Below are 940 nucleotides of genomic sequence, written 5' to 3'. Positions count from 1 at the left end.
AACCGTATCTAAGTGGACCTTCAAACCCAAAATGGTTGACGGTAAAGCGGTTAGCTCTCGCCTTTCTCAAGAAATTGAGTTCTCTACAAACTAAGGAGTCATACGTATGAAAGCATATACCAAACTGTTGGCTTCTCTAGTGTTATTGTCAGGCGCGTATGGCGCGCCTGGTTTTGCCAACACTCCGGAGTTGTCAGACAAAACGTTTCGAACGGTAAACAAAGTTCAGGAACTCATTGCTACAGAAAAGTACGCTGATGCCCTTTCTAAATTGAACTCAGCATTAAGTAGTACAAGCAAAAAACAATATGACCGTGCAGTCTTACTGCAACAGATGGGCTTTTTGTACTCTCTGCAAGATGACTACCCGAAAGCAGCAAAGTATTTTGCTGATGCGTTAAGTTTAAACGCACTTCCAGTGCCTGTGGCCCAGCAAGTTCGTTATAGCTTGGCGCAGCTTTACTTAGCCGAAGGGCAATTTAAAAAATCAGTAGCAACCATGAATGAGTGGTTCAAAATTGCAGAAACCACCGAAGAAAAGCCACAAGCGCATGCATACATCACTCTAGCGAGTGCTTATGTTCAGCTAGAAGATTACAAAAACGCGATTCCACCAGCTAAGCAAGCAATCGCTATGAGTAAAGAACCTAGTGAATCTTGGTATCAGCTACTGATGTCTGCGCATTATGAACTTAAGCAGTTCAAGAGCGTTGCGGGTGTATTGAAAATATTAACCACTAAATATCCAAAAAATAAGCGTTACTGGACTCAATTGTCTGGTATTTACATGGAGTTAAATCAAGAGCGCAATGCCCTTTCAACACTAGAAATGGCTCATAAATTGGGCCTATTAGAAGGTGAGAAAGAATACCTGCGTTTAGTAAACTCCCAAGCTTATCAAGGGGTGCCTTTCCGCGCAGCGAAAACACTTCAAGCAGCC

Annotated in this window: 1 protein-coding gene and 1 pseudogene; both read left to right on the top strand. The window is 42.7% G+C overall.

The features are described 5' to 3' along the window. Positions 1-94 (top strand): annotated as a pseudogene (locus R7Z77_RS24365) (sugar ABC transporter substrate-binding protein); the annotation flags it as partial. Between the two features lie 12 nt (positions 95-106). Continuing rightward, positions 107-940, top strand: an 834-nt coding sequence (locus R7Z77_RS24360) for a tetratricopeptide repeat protein (RefSeq protein ID WP_318136931.1), incomplete at its 3' end; no start/stop codon positions are given.

This window comes from Vibrio sp. 1401, assembly GCF_033340295.1.
This window is presented reverse-complemented; position numbering and strand designations above follow the sequence as displayed.